This window comes from Sediminibacterium sp. (assembly GCF_030695065.1).
Taxonomy (GTDB): Bacteria; Bacteroidota; Bacteroidia; order Chitinophagales; family Chitinophagaceae; genus Sediminibacterium.
Genome location: NZ_JAUYTR010000023.1, coordinates 277,499 through 301,474, shown reverse-complemented (window position 1 = coordinate 301,474; position 23,976 = coordinate 277,499). Strand labels below are relative to the sequence as shown.

At 38.0% G+C, this 23,976-nt stretch carries 18 protein-coding genes; 8 read left to right on the top strand and 10 right to left on the bottom strand.

The features are described from left to right. Window positions 1-26: 26 nt before the first annotated feature. The 4 genes from Q8S25_RS12160 to Q8S25_RS12145 all read right to left on the bottom strand — a co-directional run bounded on the left by Q8S25_RS12160 (window position 27) and on the right by Q8S25_RS12145 (window position 3,755). On the bottom strand, window positions 27-281 hold the full coding sequence (locus Q8S25_RS12160) for a DUF6814 family protein (RefSeq protein ID WP_305538117.1): 255 nt from the start codon (window positions 279-281) through the stop codon (window positions 27-29). A gap of 22 nt (window positions 282-303) precedes the next feature. Further along, entirely contained in the window at window positions 304-1,779 is a 1,476-nt protein-coding gene (locus Q8S25_RS12155) for an MFS transporter (RefSeq protein WP_305538116.1), read from the bottom strand. Window positions 1,780-1,802: 23 nt separating this feature from the next. After that, window positions 1,803-3,218 carry a hypothetical protein gene (locus Q8S25_RS12150; RefSeq protein ID WP_305538114.1) on the bottom strand — a complete coding sequence of 472 codons (1,416 nt, stop codon included), beginning with the start codon at window positions 3,216-3,218 and terminating at the stop codon, window positions 1,803-1,805. Between the two features lie 105 nt (window positions 3,219-3,323). Beyond that, complete coding sequence (locus Q8S25_RS12145; RefSeq protein ID WP_305538112.1) at window positions 3,324-3,755, bottom strand: IS1 family transposase; 432 nt, start codon at window positions 3,753-3,755, stop codon at window positions 3,324-3,326. Window positions 3,756-3,868: 113 nt separating this feature from the next. Here Q8S25_RS12145 and acs point away from each other — a divergent pair, with 113 nt between their 5' ends. Genes acs through Q8S25_RS12130 form a run of 3 tightly spaced genes read left to right on the top strand, consistent with a single transcriptional unit; the run spans window position 3,869 to window position 7,662 of the window. After that, window positions 3,869-5,791, top strand: coding sequence for an acetate--CoA ligase (gene acs / locus Q8S25_RS12140; RefSeq protein ID WP_305538110.1), 1,923 nt, complete (start codon window positions 3,869-3,871; stop codon window positions 5,789-5,791). A 40-nt stretch (window positions 5,792-5,831) separates the two neighbouring features. Then, window positions 5,832-6,791 (top strand): DUF1080 domain-containing protein, encoded by a 960-nt coding sequence (locus tag Q8S25_RS12135; protein WP_305538109.1) that lies wholly within the window; start codon window positions 5,832-5,834, stop codon window positions 6,789-6,791. Window positions 6,792-6,822: 31 nt separating this feature from the next. Then, window positions 6,823-7,662 carry a cyanophycinase gene (locus Q8S25_RS12130; protein WP_305538108.1) on the top strand — a complete coding sequence of 280 codons (840 nt, stop codon included), beginning with the start codon at window positions 6,823-6,825 and terminating at the stop codon, window positions 7,660-7,662. Window positions 7,663-7,692: 30 nt separating this feature from the next. On the opposite strand, the gene Q8S25_RS12125 is transcribed toward Q8S25_RS12130, so the two are convergent. Beyond that, complete coding sequence (locus tag Q8S25_RS12125; RefSeq protein WP_305538106.1) at window positions 7,693-8,610, bottom strand: pseudouridine-5'-phosphate glycosidase; 918 nt, start codon at window positions 8,608-8,610, stop codon at window positions 7,693-7,695. Window positions 8,611-8,626: 16 nt separating this feature from the next. After that, window positions 8,627-9,553 carry a PfkB family carbohydrate kinase gene (locus Q8S25_RS12120; RefSeq protein WP_305538104.1) on the bottom strand — a complete coding sequence of 309 codons (927 nt, stop codon included), beginning with the start codon at window positions 9,551-9,553 and terminating at the stop codon, window positions 8,627-8,629. Window positions 9,554-9,614: 61 nt separating this feature from the next. Here Q8S25_RS12120 and Q8S25_RS12115 point away from each other — a divergent pair, with 61 nt between their 5' ends. Further along, entirely contained in the window at window positions 9,615-11,276 is a 1,662-nt protein-coding gene (locus Q8S25_RS12115; RefSeq protein ID WP_305538102.1) for an amidase, read from the top strand. A gap of 52 nt (window positions 11,277-11,328) precedes the next feature. Continuing rightward, the gene (locus Q8S25_RS12110) at window positions 11,329-12,615 is read left to right on the top strand and encodes an MFS transporter (RefSeq protein ID WP_305538100.1); all 1,287 of its coding nucleotides are present in this window, start codon (window positions 11,329-11,331) and stop codon (window positions 12,613-12,615) included. On the opposite strand, the gene Q8S25_RS12105 is transcribed toward Q8S25_RS12110, so the two are convergent. Continuing rightward, window positions 12,602-13,954, bottom strand: a complete 1,353-nt coding sequence (locus Q8S25_RS12105) for a M24 family metallopeptidase (protein WP_305538098.1) — start codon at window positions 13,952-13,954, stop codon at window positions 12,602-12,604. The two genes, Q8S25_RS12110 and Q8S25_RS12105, sit on opposite strands and share 14 nt — an antisense overlap. A 74-nt stretch (window positions 13,955-14,028) precedes the next feature. On the opposite strand from Q8S25_RS12105, the gene Q8S25_RS12100 reads away from it, so the two are divergent. Then, window positions 14,029-15,252, top strand: coding sequence for a BamA/TamA family outer membrane protein (locus Q8S25_RS12100; protein WP_305538096.1), 1,224 nt, complete (start codon window positions 14,029-14,031; stop codon window positions 15,250-15,252). A gap of 25 nt (window positions 15,253-15,277) precedes the next feature. Here the strand turns inward: Q8S25_RS12100 and Q8S25_RS12095 are convergent, their stop codons facing one another. Further along, entirely contained in the window at window positions 15,278-16,564 is a 1,287-nt protein-coding gene (locus Q8S25_RS12095) for a M20/M25/M40 family metallo-hydrolase (RefSeq protein ID WP_305538094.1), read from the bottom strand. Between the two features lie 140 nt (window positions 16,565-16,704). Here Q8S25_RS12095 and Q8S25_RS12090 point away from each other — a divergent pair, with 140 nt between their 5' ends. Beyond that, on the top strand, window positions 16,705-17,772 hold the full coding sequence (locus Q8S25_RS12090; RefSeq protein WP_305538092.1) for a PAS domain-containing protein: 1,068 nt from the start codon (window positions 16,705-16,707) through the stop codon (window positions 17,770-17,772). A gap of 93 nt (window positions 17,773-17,865) precedes the next feature. Then, complete coding sequence (locus Q8S25_RS12085) at window positions 17,866-19,686, top strand: PAS domain S-box protein (RefSeq protein WP_305538090.1); 1,821 nt, start codon at window positions 17,866-17,868, stop codon at window positions 19,684-19,686. Between the two features lie 121 nt (window positions 19,687-19,807). Here the strand turns inward: Q8S25_RS12085 and Q8S25_RS12080 are convergent, their stop codons facing one another. Together Q8S25_RS12080 and Q8S25_RS12075 are read right to left on the bottom strand one after the other, a co-directional pair. Then, window positions 19,808-20,743 carry an alpha/beta fold hydrolase gene (locus Q8S25_RS12080; protein WP_305538088.1) on the bottom strand — a complete coding sequence of 312 codons (936 nt, stop codon included), beginning with the start codon at window positions 20,741-20,743 and terminating at the stop codon, window positions 19,808-19,810. Between the two features lie 50 nt (window positions 20,744-20,793). After that, window positions 20,794-23,940 carry a hypothetical protein gene (locus Q8S25_RS12075; RefSeq protein ID WP_305538086.1) on the bottom strand — a complete coding sequence of 1,049 codons (3,147 nt, stop codon included), beginning with the start codon at window positions 23,938-23,940 and terminating at the stop codon, window positions 20,794-20,796. Window positions 23,941-23,976 lie beyond the last annotated feature (36 nt).

Here is a 23,976-nt window from a genome sequence, read left to right as displayed (position 1 = left end):
ACTTGGGGGTATATGCTTAATCTTAATTACTCTTTAAAATGTGCATGTTCCGGGTTATCGTCTATTAAATCGTATTCTCCTTGTAAAGCGTATTTCCCAAAAACCAGTAATCCGCCAACTACAATGGGTAATAAGATAAAACAAATGATAATGCCAAAAACTAAATCGTCTTGTTTGCCACTGGTTAGTTTTGGAAGTCCTAAAATGGTCAATCCATAATAGGCTACAGCCAATCCCAATGCCAACCAAACAATGCCGAGTACTTTCTTAATAATATTCATAACAGTATTTTTTAAAATTGGTTTAATCGTTAATTTCTTTGTCTTTCCCGTTAATGTATATCACCCCTATTACCAAACATACAGCAGCTACGCCTATTGGATACCACAATCCTTCTAAGTACCAATCTGCTTTACCCGAGGTCTTTGCATTGGTAGCAAGGTAAGTAGCTACAGCTGGTAACAATCCCCCAAATACCCCATTACCAATATGGTAAGGTAAGCTCATTGAAGTATACCTGATTTTAGTTGGGAACATTTCTACTAAGAATGCTGCTATAGGTCCATACACCATGGTTACAAACAATACTTGTACAAATACCAACCACATTAATTGTTGCTTGTCATCATCATTAATAATCATTTTAATGGTGGTGGTAATTGCACCTGTTTCTGCATTGGTTTTTTGTATTTCTTTTCTTACTGTACTATCCGTATAGGTAGTGGTTACGGTGTTCACATTATTTACCATGCTATTACTAGTACTCAATTCTACCTTGTTGGCCACATTGGTTGTTTGGTACATTTTTTCATAAATAGGTCGGTACGATACAATGGCAATAAGCATACCTGCCATCATGATCCATTTTCGTCCTATTTTATCGCTCAACCATCCAAATACCAAAAAGAATGGGGTGCCTAACATTAATGCAATAAACATTAAACTGTCTACTTGCTCTTTGTCTACACTCATGGTTTTTTCTATAAAACTCATTGCATAGAATTGTCCTGTGTACCAGATAACCCCTTGGCCCATTACGGCTCCAAACAACGCCAACAATACAAATTTGAAATTGAGTTTTTTACCAAAGCTTTCTTTTAATGGATTGGTAGATGTTTTTCCAGATGCTTTTGCTTTTGCAAACACTGGAGACTCTTCCATATTTTTTCTAATTAAATAAGAAACCAATACCATTAAAATAGAAACCCAAAATGGTACTCTCCATCCCCATGCATCAAAGTCTTCTGCAGATAATGCAGCACGGGTTCCCATAATTACCAACAATGAAACAAATAATCCAACCGTTGCGGTGGTTTGAATCCATGCAGTCATGAATCCTCTTTGTCCATTGGGTGAATGTTCGGCAACATAGGTAGCTGCTCCTCCATACTCTCCGCCCAAAGCCAAGCCCTGTAAGAGTCTTAGCAAGAGTATGAGCACTGGTGCCATGAATCCAATGGTTTCATAAGATGGAATACATCCAATTAAAAAAGTAGCACCTCCCATTAATAAAAGGGTTACCATGAACGTGTATTTTCGTCCAATTAAATCGCCCAATCTTCCAAAAAATAATGCCCCAAATGGTCTTACCACAAAGCCTGCGGCAAATGTGGCCAATGTGCTTAAGAATGCCGCAGTGGGGTTGTCTTGCGGAAAAAATTTAGTTGAAATAACAGTGGCCAAACTTCCGAATATATAGAAGTCGTACCATTCTATCATGGTGCCTACAGAGGATGCGCCAATGACGCTGGTGAGTGATGTTTTTTTAGTGGTGTTCATATGGTTTGTTTAGCAGGTGAGCTTTATAAATATACTTGTAATTGTAGCATGAATTCTCCTAAGGATCCATCTCTTAGTCTTTGTCCGTTTCTTAAGTAATACAATGGTCTAGTACTATACTGCGGAGTAATTTTTGCATGGTGACCGTCTAAGAAAAAATTAGCACCAATATCAAAGTAGTTGCCTGTTTGATCTAGGTAATCAAATTTCTTATAAGTGTACGCTGCAAAGGGTTGTATTCTTACCTTACTAGTTTGACTGGTTTTAGGTAATAATAATCCTGCTTGGGTGTACCAGATATTTCCTGTGCCTACAAAAAAACGATTGTTCCCAAATCCATTAATACTGCGTTGGCTGGCCGCCACGGCGGGATCAAAGCCGCTGGCTGGGTTCATGATCCCTACGGTTCTGATATAGTTGGGCCCAAAATTGTATTTGTAAAAAACACTGTAGGCAGTTAATGCCATATTTTTCTTTTTGTCTCCAATGGGCAAATCGGCATATGCATCAATTCCAAATAAATTGATATCGTGTTGTGCAATGCTTCCGTTGTTATTTACACTTCTGGTGCCCTTTGCTTGGTGATAAAATCCTGCACCAATATTGAATACTTTTTTAGTGCCTACATAAGTACCCACTCTAAAAGGCAATAGGTTCGATTCTTGGTCTAAGAACTGGTAATCAAAATAGCCTTGTACGGCTGCTCTTGCATCTCCATTATTATCAACAGCAACTCTGTCTTTAATGGCATCTACAGTTGGATTTATATTGGTAGCAAAGGGTTTGTTGATGCTCATGCTATAATTAAGTTTACCCAATTTTCCTTTTGCATAAAATCCAAACTGTCTTACAAATTGATCACTCAATTCTACCAAGGGCCAGTTAATAACCGGTGCATCAATGGCCAAGAAATTTAATGTGCTGGCACTACTCATTCTACTAATGCCCCACCAATAATGTAAGCCGCCGCCTATATACACATTGTATTTATTGGCTTTTTTGGTAGTAGGGTTAACAGATGGAACCAATGCATATTCATTCCAAACATCGTGGAAAAATATACCAGGTTTTTTACCAGCTCCATATGCGCCGGTACCTGCTGCTCCTGAAGCCCCGCCTGTTGCAAAAGTTTGGTTGTTGATACCAAAATGCGCTAATACTAAATAGCGAGGGGTAATTTGTGCATAGGTTAAAATACGTAAACGTCGGGCGCCCACATCCCAAGTATTATTTCGGCTTTCGCCATTTACTTGTGTGCCAGGATTGTTGTTGATAGACCTTGCCCAAATTTGATTCCATACAATGAAGCGAATGTATTTGCTGCCCTCAGGGTTAAGATTCAGTTTTAATCCTGAACCATAGGCTTCACTACCCTGGGCATGTGCTAGCTGCTGTACTAATAGCAACCCTAGTGCCGGAAGAAGTTGTTTAAATGACATAGCAATCTTGATTTTTTAGCAATGCTGATAAGTTAAAATTGGGCATTGCCAAATGCGATTGCAAATGGTATATATATATCTGGTAAGTATATAGCTATTATGGGGTTAGTAAACCGATGTTTTTCTAAATCGTTCCCATCTTATTACCATGAATTTATCTCCAAGCTCTGTTACCATAAAACCTGCCGATTTTAGCGCCTCTCTATCAGCCATCAAATCCTTTAGTTCTACATGATTCAGCACTTTATATGTGGGGTGGTATTCTAAATTTTCTGGTCGTTGAATTCCATACTGTCTTACCCAATTCATCACACTTACATGGCTCACCCCTAAAATTCGCTCTATTTCCCTAAAACTAATTCCTTCAATATAAAGTTGTAAACTCTTGACCACATAGTATGGGTCTATGTTTTTACCTTCTTTAAAAACAGTAAAATGATAACCACAAGCTGTGCATTTGAATCGCTGTCTTCCTTTAATGACGCCACTTTTTACGTATTCGTCGCTTTTACATTTGGGGCAATGAATCAGTTTCATACCCTTAATTTACTACTTATCTATATTCATTTAGCATTTATATATCAATTTAGCAATAATTTGATATGCCGTAAAAAAGCAAAGAACTACTTTAGTGTTCTCAAACAATTGCTATGTCATATCCTTATCAAATCAATTCCTTTGAAGAGTACCAACAAGTGTACAAAGAGAGTGTAGAGAACCCCGAAGCTTTCTGGGCTTCAGTTGCAGAAAACTTTGTTTGGAAGAAAAAATGGGATAAAGTACTCGACTGGAATTTTACCGAACCAAAGAACGAATGGTTTAAGGGAGGCAAACTCAATATTACTGAAAACTGCTTAGACCGTCATTTAGCTGAACGTGGCAATACACCTGCCATTATTTGGGAGTCGAATGATCCCAACGAAAAACAACGCATTCTTACTTATAATATTTTACATAAACGAGTATGTCAATTTGCGCAAGTACTAATAAACAATGGTGTTCAAAAGGGTGATCGTGTTTGTGTATACATGGGTATGATTCCTGAATTGGCCATTGCCATTTTAGCCTGTGCTAGAATTGGCGCAATACACTCAGTAATATTTGGTGGCTTTAGTGCACAAAGTATTGCCGATCGTTTATACGATGCGCAAAGCGAATTCATTATCACTTGTGATGGTGCTTTCCGTGGCGGAAAAGATATTCCGTTGAAATCGGTGATTGACGATGCATTAATTGGCAATAGGACCGTTAGAAAAGTAATTGTTTATACGCGTACACGCACCCCTATTTCTATGATAAAAGGAAGAGATGTTTGGTGGGAAGATGAAATGCGTCATGTGGAAGAAATGGGTATTCGTGAAATTGATGCGGTTGAAATGGATGCAGAAGACCCACTCTTTATTTTATACACTTCGGGTAGTACGGGTAAACCAAAAGGGGTGGTGCATGCATGTGCGGGGTATATGGTGTACACCAATTATACCTTTGTAAATATCTTTAACTATCAACCCGGTCAAATACATTTTTGTACAGCAGATATAGGGTGGATTACAGGGCACTCTTATATTGTGTACGGTCCGTTAAGCGCAGGTGCTACTTCTTTAATGTTCGAAGGAGTTCCTACCTGGCCCGATGCTGGTAGGTTCTGGGAAATTGTAGACAAATACAAAGTCAATATTTTATATACTGCCCCTACTGCTATTCGTTCTTTAATGAGCTATGGCCTAGGACCCTTGCAGGGAAAAGATTTGAGTTCACTCAAAGTATTGGGCACCGTAGGTGAACCCATTAATGAAGAAGCTTGGCATTGGTACAATGAAAACGTGGGCAAGAAAAAATGCCCCATCATAGATACTTGGTGGCAAACAGAAACAGGCGGTTGTTTAATTAGCAACTTAGCGGGCATTACTCCGTCTAAACCAGGTTGGGCTACACTACCTATGCCTGGTATACAACCCATTTTAGTAGACGATAAAGGAGTTGAAATTACCGAAGCAGAAGACGGTATTTACAAAGGCAATTTGTGCATCAAGTTTCCTTGGCCTTCTTTATTGCGCACTACTTATGGCGATCATGAACGTTGTAGAACCAATTATTTTGCTACCTACGAAAATTTATATTTTACGGGTGATGGTGCATTAAAAGATGAGAATGGATTTTATCGCATCACAGGTAGAGTAGATGATGTACTCAATGTGAGTGGACATCGTATTGGCACTGCCGAAGTAGAGAATGCCATCAATATGCACGCGGGTGTAATTGAAAGTGCGGTGGTAGGATATCCGCATGATGTAAAAGGACAAGGCATTTATGCCTATGTTATTTATAGCAATACCCATGGAGACGAAGAGCTTACGCGTAAAGACATTTTACAAACGGTAACTCGCATGATTGGACCAATTGCCAAACCCGATAAAATTCAATTCGTCAATGGATTACCTAAAACACGTAGCGGTAAAATCATGCGTAGAATTTTGCGCAAGATTGCAGAAGGCGAAACAGAAAACCTAGGCGATACTTCTACCTTATTAGATCCGGGTGTGGTAGACGAGATTAAGAATGGACATATTTAATTATCTTCAGGCTTACTATTAAAAAGTAAAGCTTGCCGATATGAAAAAAACTTGTTTGTTACTTGGTCTTGCATTTTTTACGAGTACTGCCCTGATTGCTTCGGGCTCAAATGCTGCTACCGCCAAAAAAGTTGCCGCCGATAACGATATTATAGGTCGTTGGGATTTAACAGTGAATATGGATGGGCGCATTGCGCCTTCTTGGTTAGAAGTTAAACTATCTGGAGTAAAAACTTTAGTAGGTTATTTTGTTGCCGATGGTGGTAGTGCCAGGCCCATTAGTCATGTGCAAGTGAAAGAGGGTAAAATTCATTTCAGCATTCCTTCTCAGTGGGATCGTTTAGATAAGTATATGGAGTTTGATGCAGTTTTAGAAAACGATCAATTAAAAGGAACCATCACGCAATCTTATGGCAAAGTGCATTCCTTTACTGGTGAGCGTGCCCCTTTATTAAAAAGAGACAAAGCGCCTGTATGGGGCAAGCCAATTAATTTATTAAATGGCAAAGGCATTGAAGGTTGGCATGCTGATAGAAATAATAATCAGTGGGTAAATATCAATGGGGTGTTAACCAGCCCAAAAAGTGGTGCCAATATTATTACTGATCAATCTTTTGAAGATTTCAAATTACATATTGAATTCAGGTATCCTGCAGGAAGCAATAGTGGCGTGTATTTAAGAGGTCGTTACGAAATTCAAGTAGAAGACAATATGGGTAAAGAGCCCAGTTCTACCTTATTTGGTGGCATCTATGGGTTCATCACACCCAATGAAATGGTGGCTAAAGCCCCAGGTGAATGGCAAACCTATGATATCACTTTAGTGGGTCGCAGGGTAACGGTGGTGGCCAATGGAAAAGCCATTATTGTAGATCAAATTATTCCAGGTATAACAGGCGGTGCACTCAATAGCAAAGAAGGGGAACCAGGTCCTATTATGTTACAAGGTGATCATGGTCCGGTTGAGTATCGCAATATTATTTTAACGCCTGCGAAATAACCATCAAAGCCTACCTAGTAAAATTTTGTAAATGAAAAAATTTTGGACGAGTATATTAGTGCTTGCTGTTATGCTATTTGCGCAATCAGCAATTGCACAAACTGAAATAGCCGCTCTTGCGAAGGGTAAATTAATCATTGTTGGCGGAGGCTCCATGCCCGATACCATGTATCAGTTGTTTGCGAAATCCATTGGTGGTAAAGACCAGTCGGTGGTGGTAATCCCTACGGCAACCAACGACTCTGCTATTATGGTGGGTTCGCATTTAACTAGGTTTAAAAAAGAAGGCTTCACTAATTTAACTACAGTACATGCGCGTAACAAAGAAGCTGCCGATGCGCCAGAATTTATTAATGCAATCAAAAATGCAAAGGGTATTTATTTTTCTGGGGGCGATCAAAGCCGCATTGCAGATGCATTCTTGGGTACGAGGGTACACGCTGCTATGCAAGATTTATTTATGAGGGGTGGTGTATTCATGGGTACTTCCGCAGGTGCTACCATTATGGGTACCTTGCTAGTGGGAGGTGATGCTAGAAAAGATTTGACTAAGCCCTTTGATTTTCCGGCTGCATTAAATTTATTTAAGAACACTGCCATAGATCAACATGTGTTGGCTAGAAATCGTCAATTCGATTTGATTCCTGTGATAGAACAACACCCGCATTTATTGGGTATTGCCATTGATGAGTCTACTGCTATTGTGGTAGAAGGAAATCAGTTTTCTGTTTTGGGTAAATCTTATGCAATGGTGTATGATGCACAAAACTGGGATGAACAAAAAAAGCAATGGGGGCGCGTGTTGAAACCTTTTCTAATGATGGCTCAACCGCAACGGTATGATATCGAAAAAAGAAAACTGATTCGCTAGAAGATGAATCATTCTAGCATCAGCCCTTTTTTAATCAGTTATCGCCGATAAGTCTACTGCAATTTTTGCGCCTACCGCTGCATTGTTTTTAATCAATGATATATTGGCTTCTAAGCTTTCACCATTGGTATGGTTTGCAATGTATTTGAGTAAAAAAGGGGTGATATCTTTCCCATTTACTCCTGCTCTTTGTGCTGCATCTAATGCCAACACAATATGTTCTTCCATAATATCCGATGGAATTTCTTGGTTGGCTGGCACTGGATTGGCAATTAAGACCGATCCTTGCAAACCCATATCCCACTTCACTTTAAGCATCGCAGCAATGGCTTCGGGGCTATCTAAAGTGAGTGGACTTTTAAACCCACTGGTTTGAGAATAAAAACTGGGGAATGCTTCTTGCCCCAAGGTTACAACAGGTATACCCTTTGTTTCTAAATATTCTAGTGTAAGCCCAATATCTAAAATAGATTTTACTCCTGCCGATACTACTGCCACATTGGTATGTTCCATTTCTGTTAAATCTGCTGAAATATCCATACTATTTTCTGCTCCTCTATGCACGCCTCCAATTCCTCCTGTTACAAATATTTTTATGCCCGCCATAGCTGCTATTCGCATGGTGGCAGCAACCGTTGTTGCTCCATATAACCCATTGCTAATAACATAAGGCATATCACGCAAACTCACTTTGAGTATATTTTTTGCTTGCCCAAAATATTCCAATTCTTCATCAGTTAATCCTACCGTACATTTTCCTTTGATGATGGCAATGGTGGCTGGTACTGCTCCGTTGCTCCTTACAATTTCTTCTACAGCCCTTGCTGTTTGCGTGTTTTGCGGATAGGACATTCCATGTGCAATGATGGTGCTTTCTAACGCTACTACAGGTTCTCCGTCTCTTAATGCGGCTGCTACGTCGGGATGTAAATGAATGGATGTATGCATTGGAATGGTGGTTGTGTTAAGATGGATAATATTTACTTACCCTTGATAATAATGCTGCTTGTGATAAATGTGTTACAATGGCTCCATTCACTTGCAGTATTTCTGCCGACAAAGTGTGGGCAAGCTTTATACATTCTTCGTCTGTTCTTCCTAATGTTTTTCCTAATAAGAATCCCGACAAAGAGCCGTCTCCTGCTCCTGTGCAATCTACTACTTCTATATCAGGTGCATGTAAGGTAATTGCTTTGTCTTTATTATAAAATGCAGATCCCTGCTTTCCGTTGTGCAACCAAATATTTTGTACACCTCTTTTTAATAATTCTTCTACTTGCAATTGGGTTAAGAATGATTTTTCACTGCACATTACTGGCAACTCATCTTCGTTGGGCGTTACCATGTACAAGCCATTCAAATCCATATCTTTTAATTTGGATGCGGGTGGTACAGATACGGGCTCTATAATAAATGGTATGCCTGTTTTTTTGCTAAACTGCAACAACCAGTTCATACTCTCTACACTGGTATTGGCATCTGCCATAATATATTGTGCGCTTAATAACAAGGCTTCGTGCTTTTCTAAATGAGTAGGGGTTACCATTTCTACCGCTGCATTAGATAAAAATGCCGTGTACAATGAACCATCTACATTTAATACGCCGGTATACCTTCCTGAAATGCCCTCTTTGGTAATGCTGGCATCAATTTTTACGCCTGCTGCTGAACAGGACTGTTTTAACCAATCTCCATCACTATCGTTTCCAAACACACTTATTAATTGTACATGGGCGCCTAATATGCTTAATTGTTTGGCAATATTATGGGCTACGCCTCCGGCAGTTTTAGTAATTTTAGCATCTACTGTAGTTGCTGGAAGTATGGAGTGTCCTGCGTGGATGAGCTCATCTACCAAAATGGCCCCTACACAAATGATTGGTTTTTGCATGCGGCAAATGTACAAAGTGGATTGGCCTTTTTATGTTATTTTCATCATTCAATTTTGATTTATGAACAGAAGAAAATTTTTGCGCAATGGTTCCTTAGCTGCTGCAGCGGCTGTAACTGTAGCAGGCACTGCTGCTACCGTTTTAACTGGCTGTGGTGGCGGCACTGATTCATCTAAACAAAATAAAGCCGATAGTGCCGAAATAGCGGCTGCTGCTGCTTCTGGAAGAGATGAGTTTGAATTTTCCGAATTCACCATTGCAGAATTTCAAGCTGCTTTGAAAGCGGGAACCATTTCTTCGGTTAAATTGACCGAACTCTATTTGCGTAGAATTAGTGAAATAGATCAAGGCAGACACGATTTATTATCGGTGATTGAAGTAAACCCAGAAGCCATGCAATTGGCTGAACAAATGGACAAAGAACGCAAAGAAGGAAAATTGCGTGGTCCTTTGCATGGTATTCCAATCATGATTAAAGACAATATTGACACGGCCGATAAAATGCATACAACTGCAGGTTCTTTGGCTTTAGAAAATCATATTGCTGCCAACGATGCTTTTGTGGTTACCCAATTGCGTAAATCGGGGGCACTTATTTTAGCCAAAACAAACTTGAGTGAGTGGGCTAATTTTAGGTCTACTCGTTCTAGTAGTGGTTGGAGCAGCAGAGGCGGCCAAACCAGAAACCCTTATGTAATTAATCGCTCTCCTTGTGGTTCTAGTGCTGGATCGGCTGTGGCTGTTTCTGCTAACTTATGTGCAGTAGCAGTGGGTACTGAAACCGATGGATCTGTTATAGCACCTGCTTCTTTCTGTGGAATTGTGGGGCTTAAACCTACTGTTGGTTTGGTGAGTAGATCGGGCATTATTCCTATTTCTGCTTCACAAGATACTGCTGGCCCAATGACTCGTACAGTGGCCGATGCAGCTATTTTATTGAATGCCATGGTTGGGGTAGATGCTGCTGATGCAGTTACATTGAATAGTAAAAACAAGATTGCCAAAGACTATACTTCTTTTTTAAATAAAGATGCATTAAAAGGAAAACGCATTGGGGTAGAGCAATCTTTTTTAAGAGGCCGTCAAGAAGAAGTAGTGGCTTTGTATCAAAAAGCCATTGATCAATTGAAAAAAATGGGGGCTACCATTGTTCCTATTGAGCTAGTTAAAGAAACGGGTCCATTGGGTGAAGCGGAGTTTCAAGTATTGTTGTATGAATTTAAAGATGGGCTTAATAAATATTTGTCTTCTGTAAAAAATGGCGTGAAGAGCATGGGTGAATTAATTGAGTACAATAAAAAACATGCAGATAAAGTTCTTCGTTATTTTAAACAAGAGCTCCTCGAAATGAGCAATGCCAAAGGAAATTTAAATAGTGCTGAATATAAAACAGCCATTGCTAAATCTACTTCTGCTAGGGCCATCATAGACCGCATATTACAAGCCAATCAGTTAGATGCCATTGTAGGTACCAGTTATGGTCCGGCACATTGTATTGATTGGGTAAATGGCGACCAAGACCCTGGTTTTTATTTTTGTCCTCCTGCCGCTATGGCGGGCTATCCGCATATTACGGTTCCAATGGGGGATATTCATGGATTACCTGTGGGGCTTTCTTTTGTTGCATCTGGTTACCAAGAAGGAACCATCATTGGATTGGCTTATGCATATGAACAAGCAACGAAGCATAGAACGGTTCCTCGCTTTAAACGATCTATTTAAGTGAAAAAATACCCTATATTCATGTTTTTATTAATGGGTTTAAATTAATATAGTGGCTGAAATAAATACTAAACAAGCTTCTCCATTAGGTTGGATTGCCAGCACTTGGTTTGCAATGGGCATTCCTTTTATTGCACTGTCTAGTTCGGCTGCAATTATGTATCAGTCTTTTAAGCTGCCTGATGAGGAAGTGGTTTTTTGGACTTCTTTTATTCTTTTGCCTTGGGCACTTAAATTTTTATGGGCTCCCTTATTAGAAATGTTTAAGAACAAAAAATACTTTGTGTATGTATCACAGTTTTTTTTGGGTGTACTTTTTGCCTTGGTTGCAGTGAGTATTATTTCTGATCGCTTTTTTGGTTTATCTATTGGCTTATTCACTGCTATTGCAGTTTCTGCAGCTACGCAAGACTTAGCAGCAGATGGTATTTATATTAACGAGCTGAATAAATTTCAACAACAACAATTCATTGGTTGGCAAAGCGTTTTTCAACATTTAGCAAAAGCCATTTTTGGATCTGCCTTGGTGTTGTTGGCATTTCAATTAGAAGAAGTATATGGGTTAAAAATTGCCTGGATGTCTGTGATGATTATTTACGCAGTAGCCATGATTGCTATGGGTGTTATTAGCGTAAATAAATTGCCTACAGGTGGAGATGCTGTGCATGCTGTAGATTCAGCACCTGAAGCAATTGTTATTTATAGAGATGTATTATTGCAGTTCTTGAAGAAAAAAAATCTATGGATTGGATTACTATTCATATTTCTATACAGACTAGCAGAAGCGCAGGTAGTAAAAATTGCACCCTTCTTTTTTAAAGCATCTAGAATAGATGGAGGGCTAGGAATTGATAAAGCTGATACCAGTTTTATTTTTGGTGTAGTTGGAACCATTGCATTTGTTTTAGGCAGTTTAGCTTCTGGTTATTTTGTTGCTTCTAAAACCTTCAATAGAAAAACATTACTCACTTTGTGTGCAATTATGAATTTTCCTTTATTGGTGTATTCTTATTTAGCTATTACACAACCTGTAGATGAGTTGCCAATTATCTTAATGGTTGCATTTCAACAATTTTGTTATGGCTTTGGCTTATTGGCTTTGGTCTATTACATCTTACAAGAGATTGCGCCCGGTAAGTACCAACTTGCTTATTTTAGTTTTGCAGCTGCTGCCATGAATTTCGCTTTCATTATTCCTGGCATGTTCAGTGGCTATTTAAGTGATTACATGGGTTATTACGAGTTTTTCATTTGGGTAATTATATGCACAGTACCTGCTTTTATTATGAGCGCTACTGTTCCATTAACCAATGCAACGGAACCTTCTACTGCCAATTAGGGTTTCCTACTAAATGTAATTTGGTTTGTCTTCCGCTAATGTATTTAAAACCTGTTTGGTCAAAATATCCATCTTGCTCTAACATGATTCGGATGGTTTTTTTCCATTCTTTAATTTCAACTGCAGCATTCAACTCTATGGAATATGCCGTGTTATAATACATGGGATAGTCTCCACTTCCGGGCACACCATTTTGTTGGTCCCACATACCAATGGTTGGTCCAGCTGCGTGTCCATGCGCTCCTATAGGATGTGTATATATAGTGGCATTGATTTGTTGTTTTTTTGCTTCTGCTAATGCGTCTGATAAAATTTTATTGCCCAATTTATTGAGTGCAAATTGATTGGTTAAAATATCTTGTAATTGATTCCCTATCGCTAGGGCATTTTTTAAATATTCGGGTGCATCTTTTTCTTCTGGTTTTAAAACATACGCATGTTCTTGAATATCTGAGTTGAGTCTTAAATAAGTAATTCCAAAATCAACATGTAATAAATCGCCTGCTTGTATAATATTTTTAGGGTCATATCCTTTATTACTGAATGCTTTTAAATGATCAAATTCAATTTGGTCGTTGCGTTGAATTTCTACTGAAGGATGAAACCAAGTGCTTAATCCAAGACTATTAATTTTTTGTCGGTACCACCATACTAAGTCTTCTGATGTAGTAATGCCTGGGGTAATTACTTTACTGCTAAATCCCTCTGCAATAATGGCCTTACTAATTTGTACTACTTGCGGGTAGTATTGCATTTCTCTAGCTGTTCTGGTTTCTAACCAAGCAACCGCCAATGGTTCTGATGAAACTACTTTCGTTTTAAATGTTACGGGTAATTTTTGCATGAATTGTTCATATTCTGTATGGTCTAGCCCATCAGCATGTCCGTAGCTTTTAGAGATATTGAGGCCTATTTTTTTTGGTTGGTGTTTATTTACCAATGCCATTAATGCATCCCACTGATCGGGATACTTAGTCATGTCCCATGCTGCTTTTATAGAACTGCCTACATTGTATCTGGCTACGGCAGACTTGGTGTATTCTTTTGTTTGTGGATTATAGTAAAATACCAACATGGTGGTTCTTCTTGCACTAATCCAGGTTGCGGGCAACATGGTTTTTACAATGGGATCTTCATTGTATTCTCTGGTTATCATTACCCACATATCTATTCCTGTTCGCTCCATTAACTGCGGCAACAAATTGTTTAAACGATCGTCTATTACTTCGTCTATTAATTTTGCTTGCTCTCTCAAATCAAGTACTTGGGCTTGCGTTGATACGCCAACTAGACTTGTAAATACTAAACTCAATGTTAAGAGTAGGGTCTTCTTATTCATTTTATTGTACTTTTATTAAATATACAATTGCATTGCCCAATAAACCCCTTTTATTGAAAAAATTGATTTGCCTTTTGCTACTGATTGCTGGGCAATGGGTATTCAATAGTGCAACAGCTCAAAATATCCCCTTTCCCCAAAAAGACATTAGTGATGTATTGTTTGGATCAAAAAAGCGCAAAGCACAACCACAAAATGATACCTTGATTCCTCGAAAATTTTATACCAGTTTTTTACCCATTCCTGGTTATAATCCTGCATTGGGTTTTGTTATAGGTGGAGGAATTAGTACCAGTTTTTTGTCTGGGCAGTCTTCTAGCACTCGCAGATCTAATATTTTAGCCAATGCAACCATTACCACGCGAAACCAGTTCAATCTGAATATTCGCAATATGATTTATTTAAAAGACGATCAATGGGTTTTACAGGGTGATTGGCGCTGGCTTATTTTTTCTCAACCCACTTATGGCTTGGGCATCAACTTTAATAATGCTTTTAGACCTCCTGCAATTGAACAACCTATGAAGTTTAATTATATCCGCTTTTATCAAACCCTTTATAAAAAAGTATTGGGTCCGTGGTATGCAGGAGTTGGAATTAATATTGATCGACACTATGATATAGCTGATCAACTCTTAGATGCAACAGGTTCTAATCCCTTTTTTACTGCTCATTATGATTATTCTACTTTAAATAATATTAGACAAGACCAATACTCTTCTGTTGGCTTGAGCGCCAACTTTTTATTTGACAATAGAGACAATGCAGTTAATCCAAGAAAGGGTCAATACGCCTTAATGAGTTTTAGAATCAACAATGAAATATTTGGAAGTACTCGATCGCACAATACATTGTATTATGAATTTAGAACCTACTGGAATCCTACTAAAATGTTGGTAAGGCCCCATATCATTGGATTCTGGACAATGGGCCAATTTGTAACCAGTGGCAAACAACCCTATTTAGAAATGCCTGGCATTTCTTGGGATATGTATAATAGAACCGGCAGGGGCTATGTGCAGGGAAGAATTCGTGGAGAAAATATGTGGTATGGAGAAACAGAATACCGTTTTCCTATTTCCAAAAATGGATTATTTGGTGGCGTAGCTTTTTTGAATTTAACCACTGCAACAAATGAGGCCAAACAGCAAAAATTGGCTGATGAATTTGCTGCTGGCTATGGAATTGGTTTAAGAATTAAAATGAGCAAGAAAACCAATACCAATATTGGCATTGATTATGGCATGGGCCGCGATGGCAGCAATGGCATTTACATTAACCTACTCGAAACTTTTTAATTTTTATGCTGGAATCACATTTAGTTTATTGAGTTAATCGGTAAATAAATACGGTTGCCCTTTTCATTAAAGTAGGAAACTGTTTTGAATTTAATGTTTCTCCTGGTGCATGCGATCCTTTACCAGAAGCACCTAAGCCGTCTAAGCAATCTGCATATGCAGCTACATATGAAATATCTCCAGCTCCTCTACTGCCTGGATTTCCTGGCACCACTTTGCCCAATCCCATGTCTTCGCTGGTTTTGCTTAATATATTTGCCAAAGCTTCATTGCCTTTGGTAGGAGCCATAGACGGTATTCCATCCTGAAAGCTGATGGTTGCTTTAGCTCCTGGTAAATTGGCTGAAACAATTTTTCGCATAGCATTTCTGGCGTTGATTTTTTGTTCTTCAGTTAAAAAACGGAGGTCTCCATTTACAAATGTTTTGGGCGATATAATATTGGTTTTGCCAGATGCTTCACCACGCTGTTGTTCAAAGTTGGCGCTTACTTCGGAGCCTCCAATGAATATGCCTGGATTAAAAGTGAGGTACTGCTCTTTGCTTAATGTTTCTCTAAAACTGTTCACAATTCTGGCTGCTTCATAAATAGCTCCATATCCTGCTGAGCCAAATACACCAGAAGAATGACCTTGCTTTCCTTCTACTGTTAACTCCCATGAACTAGCCCCTCTTCTTGCAGTTGCAATGGTATTAAAACCAGCAGCTCCTTCAAAAGCCAACACTATATCGTGTTGCTTGGCTCTTTCTATAAAATCTCCTCTGGTAATGCTTCTAGGCTCTCCTGCATTTTCTTCGTCACCCGTCATATAAATAGTGATGGTTGCATTATTCAATAAGTTTAATTCGTACATCGCTTTCATTGCAGCAATAATCATTACATCGCCTCCCTTCATATCATTAATGCCTTGTCCGGTAATAGTACTATCATTCAAAACAGTGAATGGATTACTGGGCATATCTGGTTCAAACACGGTATCTAAATGGCCCAATAACAATAATTTTTTTCCTTTATTGCCTTTTCTGGTAGCCACCAAATGTCCGGCACGCTTAATAGAATCGGGCATATTAATCCACTCAATGGTAAAGCCTAATTTTTCTAATTCCTTGGCGTATAATTGACCTACTGCTTTTACGCCTGCAATATTAAATGTGCCACTATTAATATTCACCGAGTTTTTGAGGAGCTCTATCATAGTAGGATAATGCTCGTCTATTTTTTTTATTAATTTTTGTTCAATCGGTTGTAGAGTTTGTGCGTTACTAAACAACGTTATTAAGTTTAAAATAATGATGAGTTTCCAATTTTTCATTATGTCTTATTTATGCTACAAGTTAAGTTAGAATATGCAACCAATTTATTTAATAAATTGACGCATAAATGATATAGTTAATTTGAACTAATCACAATGTGGCATGTAAATCATATAACTTACGAAAGTAAAAATTTCAAATGTTTAATAGTTCACCTTATAGTTCAAAATATCAAACCCTATTGGCTGTTGGTCAGTTAGGTGGATGGGAGTACGATGTACTAAGTAAAGAACTTTGGTGTAGTAAATTTTACTTTGAAATATTGGGAAGAGCTACTGCTGATACGCCAGAATGGGCAAAAAATTCTATTAAAGAGGTTTGGGAAAATTGGCTGCATCCAGATGACTTGGAGAACGCAAAAGAATACTTTGCAGATTTTATTTTACATCCTAGCTTGGAATATGCACAACAGTTTAGGATGTTGCATAGCAATGGAGAATGGATAACTATTTTAGATAGGGCTATAGCAATGCTAGATGATTCAGGTGAATTAACGGGTTTTATAATCGGTACACATTTAGACATAACTAAAGAAAGAGCCGTAATTGAAAAATCATTAATTGTGCAAGAAATGCTTTCCAAAGCGGAGGGAATTGCTGAAGTGGGTAGCTTTGAAGTATTACTTCCACAGCGAAAAGCAACCTGGAGCGATCAAATGTTGCGAATTGTTGAAGTTTGCCCTAATAATATTAATAGGCAAAAAAATCTACTGACTCATCTAGTTTGTGAAGAGGATAAAGCAATATTTAATGAATGGGCAGAAAGAGCCATTTCTACAGTAGGAGAGTCTACTCCTATACAAGTAAAAATTAAAACCTTTAAAAATAATATTAAACATGTAATTGTTAGTGGTGTTACTTATAAAAACAATCAAGGTAAAATTGTAAAATTTATAGGAGTAATAAAAGATAACACTTATAAAATTGCAACAATGGAAAGTTTAAGGCTTCAAAATCAAAAATTAAGGGATATTGCTTGGTCGCAATCGCATTTAGTTAGAGGGCCATTATCAACCATTTTAGGCATTACTAAAATAATAAATGATTGCCTAGTTGAAGATAGCGACAAATTAGACCTTATTAAACATTTGCACGATACAGCAGAAAAATTAGATCAGGTTATAAGAGAAATTGTTATGAGTACAACTACTCCGGATGAAATGCTTTCTTATAGTCAAGATTATCCATCTCTTCAAAAGCTTAAATAATTGACGTTTATTTGATATTATCTAAAATAGAACTATATCCAATGGTAAATGCCAACGGTTATTAATATTTTTAATTGTATTAATTTCTTGTGCATGCCCAATAGTTCTAATTATAGTTCAAAATACGAAACCCTTTTAGCAGTTGGTCAATTAGGTGGATGGGAATACAATGTGCTTACCCAAGAGCTATGGTGCAATACCTATTATTTTGAAATGCTTGGCCGCAAAGACCACACAAGCGCTGATTGGGCAAAATATCCAATTAAAGAAGTTTGGGAAAACTGGTTACATCCCAATGATCTAGAAAATGCAAAAGAATATTTTTCCGATTTTATTTTAAATCCTGAAATAGAGTATACCCAGCAGTTTAGGATGTTGCATGCTAATGGAGAATGGCTTACTATTTTGAGTAGAGCATCGGCCATGCGCAATGCAGAGGGCGTATTAACTGGGATGATTATTGGTACCCATTTAGACATCACGCAAGCCCAACAACTCTCGGAGAATTTTAGTATAACACAAATAGAATTTGAGAAAACAAAAAAACAAGTAATTAAAGACAACGCTTTTTTAAAAGCAATTTTGAATAGTCCGAAAGATCTTTTTGTATTAGCTATAGACAAACATTATAACTTCTTGGGTTTCTCAGATTCTTATATTCCGTTTGCAAAAAACTTTTTACTAAAAGAAGTAGTGGTTGGCATGAGTATTTTTGATGTTTTACCTGAAGTAATGCACGCAACTGCTAAAGCTAGTTATGATAGGGCTTTGGCAGGCGAAAGTTTTGTAGTGAGCAGTAATTTTGTTACTCCAATAGGAAAGCGGTTGTATTATGAAAATAAATACAGCCCTATTATTGATCAACATGGAAAAATCTTAGGTGTCACTTTATTTAGCAATGATATCACTTTACTTAAAGAACAGCTGGAAGAAACCAGAATTGTAGATATGCGTTATGCTGCGTTGTTTGACGGTGCAGAAGATGCAATATTAATTGCCGATGCTACCAGTGGCCATTTGGTAGATGTAAATGATAAAGCTTGTGAATTATTTGGATATACCAAAGCTGAGTTAATAGGCATGCATCAAACAAAGTTGCACCCCCCTGAAGATTTAGAAATGGTTGGGGAACTATTTAATCAATTCACAAAGACTAATTCTTATCAATCTGTAGATGTAAATATTTTTGATTTTGAAGGCAAAAGAAAACCGGTAAGAATCACTGCTTGTGCCCCTTTTAGGGCGGGTAAGTATTTGTTTTTAGCTGCCTATTTTAAAGACTTAACCAAAGAAAGAGCTACCATAGAAAAGGCTTTAACCATTCAAGAAATGCTTTCAAAAGCCGAAGGTATTGCACATGTGGGTAGTTTTGAAGTTGAATTGCCAAGTGGTTTTGCAGTATGGAGTGATGAAATGTTTCGTATTCTAGATTTGTTACCTAATGAGGTAGTGGCACATACAGACGTTTTTACTAGTATGGTTCTGCCAGATTATCTTGAGCAATATAAAAAATGGATTTTAAAGGAAAGTTCAATTGAAGGTGAATCAAAACCTATTGAATTCCAGATAAAAACCCCTAAGGGTAATCTAAAACACGTTATTGTTACAGGGGTTAGTTATAAAAACAAAGCTGGGTTAATTTATAAGTTTATTGGAGTTGTTAAAGACAATACTGCTCGTATTGAAACTATGGAAAGCATCAAATTGCAAAACCAAAAACTTCGAGAAATTGCTTGGGCACAATCCCATTTGGTTAGAGGACCACTTTCGGATATTTTAGGTATTACTAAAATTATTCAAGACAACGTGGCGAATATTCAAGAAAAGGAAATGCTAATTAGTCAATTGCATAACGCTGCCCAAAAATTAGACCAAGTTATTAAAGACGTAGTGAATAATACTGGCTCATTGTAATGAGTTTCCCCAAAATACCTAAAAATGGGTATACGAAAATCCCGATTTTTAAGCAAATTGCATAAGGATTTAATCCTACAATCGGGGTACATTCATATCGGGGGGTGTGATTGTCCCCGATTTAAAATTCATTAATTAACGCAGCTGTTTTAGTTGGGTCTTCTTCCATGGGAACATGACCTATATTGTTTAAGATAGCCAGTTTGCTTCCTTTAATATCCTTATTGAATAAGTAGGCGTTTTGTACAGGAATCAATCCATCTTTATCACCCCAAATAATTAGCGTGGGCTTTTGAATGGTCTTAATCTTATCAGGCTCCTGCTCTAATCCCTTCTTGAAAATAGCCAATAAAGCTTTTCTATTTCCTTTTGCAATAGCCATATCATGAAAGCGATCAATCTGTTCTTGATTAATAATGGTGGGGTCTTGATAAATTCCCTTTAAGCTGGCACTCACCAATGCTTTTGGGGTAATGAATAACATTACATTATTGATTACTGGGGTAGATGCAATCTTAAAACCAAGTGAGCCTTTTACATTCATTACCGGGTAACCTGTTGCATCTATTAATATGAGCTTTCTCACTTTATTCGGAAAATAGGTAGTGAACTGCCATGCAATACCTCCCCCTAATGAATTGCCTCCTATATCGCAAAGTGGAATTTCTAGTTTGGTTAAAAAAGAGTCTAAAAATTGACTGTAGTATTTAAAACTGTATTCGTTGGTTGCATTAGGACCTGTTAGTCCAAATGCCGGCATGTCTAAAGTGATTACCCTTCTAGTTTGGTCTATTCTTTTTACTACTTCTTCAAATGTATGCAATGAAGAACTGGTGCCATGTATTAAAATCAAAGGAACTGAATCAGTTGGATTGCCTTGATCTCTATAATGCACATTCATTCCCATCAATGGCATAAACTCCGATTCGTTGTTTACATACAACGGTTTTAATTCTTCTAAACTTCTGTCTGGCTGAAAGTATACAACAAACAATATCACTAGTAATGCCAGTATAGCACCAAAAAAATAACCAATATACCGTAAGAACTTTTTCATGAAGCATGATTTAGTCTTACAAATATATTGGTCAGTTGTATAAGGCTGTATTAATTTGTACGAATGGCGCCAATTCCTTCATTAAACAATTGCTTATTTAATGCGGGAATTTCTACTTTGTTAAGATTGTTCCCTCTTTCCTTTAATGCCTGCCATTCTGTGGTGTATTTCTTTAGTAAATCTACATTTGGTTGGTTAACCCTTGGAATATCACTCTCTGTTTGGTTCATCAAGAACATATAATTGGCTGTAAATTTATTCAAGAAGTTTTCTGCATCATCATAAGCGGTAGACTTACGCTGTATCATGTCTTCATCCCATGCTTGTAATTTTTTAGCCAATGCTTCCGCATTGGTTTTGGTAGTACCAGTAGGTAGCGTTTTTATTAGTTGGTCTAATTGTTGCTTCTTAGCAAACAACTCATTCACTAACTCATGCATTTCTTTTACAGTGGTTTCCATGCCCGTCATTGCTTCATCAAATTCCTTGTATTCCGCTGCAGTGGTAGGGTAATTTGGATTGGCCAATATGGTAGCATTGGTACTCACTGTTTTTCCTTCAGCTTCTAAAGTAATAGTATAAGTTCCGGGTATGGCTTTGTGTCCGCGGAAACTACTTTCAATATATGTATTCGGAATGCCCGGCATTGTGGCATGTCGTAAGTTCCATACAAATCTGTTCAAACCCTTGTTGGTAGACAATTGTGCTTCTTTTGGAGGTGCACCGTCGTATCTTTTATAATTCGGATCTGCTTTAGAACTGAATGTTCTAATTGTTTTACCAGAACCATCTTTAATGGTCATGGTTACCACTGCTTTTTCTTTTAATTCGGGCAAATCATAGTAGACAACTATTCCTGTTGCCGGATTAACTCCTCTGTATGGATTAGTTCCATCAAAGTCTGCGTTATTGCCGTCTAGTTCAGAACTGCCTGCTGCTAAAATTGCTGGCGAGGGTTCATACACTGATAATGCATTGGGAGACAATTTGTACTGTCTTACCAATGATAAATCGTCTAATATCCAAAATGATCTACCAGATGTTGCTGCAATTAAATTGTTTTGGTGTACACGTAAATCGGTAATTGGTGCATTGGGTAAATTCAATTGAAATGGACTCCAATTTTTTCCTCCATTAAATGAAATATACACCCCGTTTTCTGTTCCTGCATACAACAAATCTTTTCTCTTATCGTCTTCTCTTACTACGCGTGTAAAAGATCCAACTGGTATTCCGTTGTTGATATTGGTCCAGGTTTTGCCATAGTCGGTACTCTTGTAGAAGCCTGGGGTGTGGTCGTTAAATTTGTATCGGGTGGTTGCAATATAAACGGTTGCTTTATCAAAAGGAGATACTTCTATTGCGTTGATTAAACACTCTGCCAATGATGCTGGGGTAATATTTTTCCAATTAGCTCCACCATCTTTTGTGATATATACCAATCCATCATCACTTCCAGTATAGATTACTCCTTTCTCTATGGGTGATTCTATCACATAACTTAATGTTCCATAGTTTTCTGCACCTACTGATTCATTGGTAAATGGTACGCCTGGCTTTACTTGTTTTTCTTTTTCGTTCCGAGTTAAATCTGGTGATACTTCGTCCCAGGTTTTACCCATATCTCTTGTTCTTAATAATACATGTGCTCCATGATAGTAAGTGCCTGGCTCGTGTTGGCTATGAATAATAGGGGCATTCCAATTGTAGCGATACTTCATGTCTTTGGCATCCATTGCTAAGTACTGTATGGGTGCTGCCATAATATTGGTACTTGCATTGGTTTTGGTATCTAATACTTCAATCGTTCCTTGATAAGATCCTCCTAATACATATCTTGGGTTATTTGGATCGAATGCTAAGAAAGCGCTTTCACCTCCTGCTGATGCAGACCAATCTGCGGCTGTAATTCCACCGGAAAAAGTCCTACTGGCAATTTTTACCGATGAATTGTCTTGCTGCCCTCCATAAATATTATACGGAAATAAATTGTCTACATTAATGCGATACATCTGTGCTGTAGGCATATTGCTTTGGCTGCTCCAGGTTTGTCCTCCATTAAAACTGATGGTTACGCCACCATCATCGGCCATCACTAAATTTTTTGAATCGCTTGGATTAATCCAAAGGTTGTGGTAGTCTCCATGAACGCCTTGTAAGTTTTCCCATGTTTTACCTCCATCAATCGATTTTAATGCAGGCGCACTTAATACATACAACGTGTTTTCATTATTCGGATCTGGAAATACTTCTATATAATACCATGCACGCTGAATGATTTTATGTTCAGCTGAAACCTGACTAAAACTTTTTCCTGCATTATTAGATACATACAATCCTCCTGCATTTTTATCGAAATCACTTTCAATTAATGCATATACTTTATCTGAATTAGCTCCACTCACTGCTATTGCCATTTTACCCATTTCTTTAGGTAAACCTGTTGTTAGTTTTTCCCAGTTGGCTCCACCATCCGTTGATTTGTACAAACCACTTCCCGCACCACCACTGATTACTTTCCATGGCAGTCTACCATGATCCCACATGGCTGCATATAAAATGCTGGGGTTCTTCGCATCCATCGATAATTCTGCACATCCTGTTTTATCGTTGATGTATAAGATTTTTTTCCATGTTGTTCCTCCATCGGTGCTTTTGTATATGCCTCTTTCGGTTGAATTGCTGTAAAGTGCTCCTTGTGCTGCAACATATACAATGTCTGGATTGCTTGGGTCAATAATCACCCTTGCTATATGTTGTGTTAGGTCTAGTCCAATTTTTTTCCAGGTATTTCCTGCGTCTGTACTTTTATACATGCCATCTCCATGGTGCGTCATTACCCCACGCATAGCGTGTTCTCCCATTCCTACATAAACAATATTGGGATTGCTTTCGGATACTGCAATGGCACCTACTGATCCTGTTTTAAACTGTCCGTCCGAAATATTTTTCCAACTAATTCCTCGGTCGCTGGTTTTCCATAGTCCACCTCCGGTAGTTCCCATATAATAAGTATGGATATCTCCTTTAACACCAGTACCTGTATTTGATCTCCCTCCTCTGAAAGGCCCAATGCTGCGCCATTTCATCGGTTTAAAATATTGGTTTACATTTTCGGTACTAGGTTCTTTGCTGGTTTGTGCAAATGAATAGTCTGCGCCAGTAATCAGGAGCAAACCTAAAAGCAGTTTATGCATATTGGCTGAATTTTATTCAGAAATATACGCCATAAA